Here is a 1,315-nt window from a genome sequence, read left to right on the forward strand (position 1 = left end):
GGTTGAGTGTATGTGAGATTTTTTTGATTCGTTATCCGACGTCGACAGAATTCGAGTCTCGTTCCCAACACGACGCTCTTCCGATCTAATGTCGCCGTCTCCGCGATCCTGCTCAAGCCCGAACGTGCTCACGGCCCGGGTTTGGCCGCTCTGAAGCGATCCGGCGGCAAAGTAGTGTCCGTTGAGGACGGTCCACAGTGGATCGGCCGGGCGGACCTCGTCATCGACGGGATCGTCGGCATCTCGGCGCGTGGGCCCTTGCGGCCGGACGCCGCGGCGCTCCTGGAGCACGTGAGTTCGCCGGTGCTGGCCGTCGATCTGCCCAGCGGGGTGGATCCGGACACGGGCGCCGTCGACGGTCCCGCTGTCGTCGCCGACCGGACGGTCACTTTCGGCGCGCTCAAACCGGTGCACGCCCTCGCGCCCGCTTCCTGTGGCGAGGTCGCCTTGGTGGACATCGGGCTGAGCCTCGACGATCCCGATCTGCGGCGACTCGATACGGCCGATGTCGCGACGGCGTGGCCGGTGCCCGGTCAGGATGACGACAAGTACAGCCAAGGCGTGGTCGGTGTGGCCGCCGGGTCAGCGACGTATCCGGGGGCGGCGGTGCTCGCGGCCGGTGCCGCGGTGCGGGCGACGTCCGGGCTGGTGCGGTACGCCGGTCATGCCGCGGACGTGGTGCGCGGACATTGGCCCGAAGTGATCGCGACGGGTTCGGTGACGGACGCGGGCCGGGTGCAGGCGTGGGTCGTCGGGCCGGGGATCGGGACCGGGCACGAGGGACGGGACGTGCTGCGGTTCGTGCTCGGGCGTGGTGTGCCGGTGTGCGCGGACGCCGACGCGACGACGATCATCGCGCGTTCGCCGGACGTGCTCGACGCGCGGGATCCGGACACGCCGCTCGTGCTGACTCCGCACGCGGGGGAGTTCGAGCGGCTGATGGGTTCGCCCCCGGGAGCCGACCGGGTCGAGGCGGCGCGGTCGGCCGCGCGGAAGTACGACGCCGTCGTGCTCTTGAAGGGGCACTGCACGGTGGTCGCGGCGCCGGACGGGCGCGCGCTGGTGAACACGCCGCGGGGCTCGTGGCTCGCGACGGCGGGTTCGGGGGACGTGCTGTCCGGTCTGGTCGGCGCGCTGCTCGCCGCCGGGCTCGACCCGTGGTTGGCGGCCGGGGCTGCGGCGCACGTCCACTCGCTCGCCGGGTCGCTGGCCGCCGACGGCGCCCCGACCTCGGCTTCCGGAATCCTCGGCGCCGTCCCCGCTGCTCTCCGGTCCCTCCTCTCCCCGGTCTCCTGACCAGGGCGCCGACCTGCGT

General features: G+C 71.9%; 1 pseudogene. It reads left to right on the forward strand.

The features are described 5' to 3' along the window. Nucleotides 1–75: 75 nt before the first annotated feature. Nucleotides 76–1,296, forward strand: a pseudogene (locus tag CFP71_RS43065) (NAD(P)H-hydrate dehydratase); the annotation flags it as partial. Nucleotides 1,297–1,315: the final 19 nt, after the last annotated feature.

The organism is Amycolatopsis thailandensis, assembly GCF_002234405.1.
Taxonomy (GTDB): Bacteria; Actinomycetota; Actinomycetes; order Mycobacteriales; family Pseudonocardiaceae; genus Amycolatopsis; species Amycolatopsis thailandensis.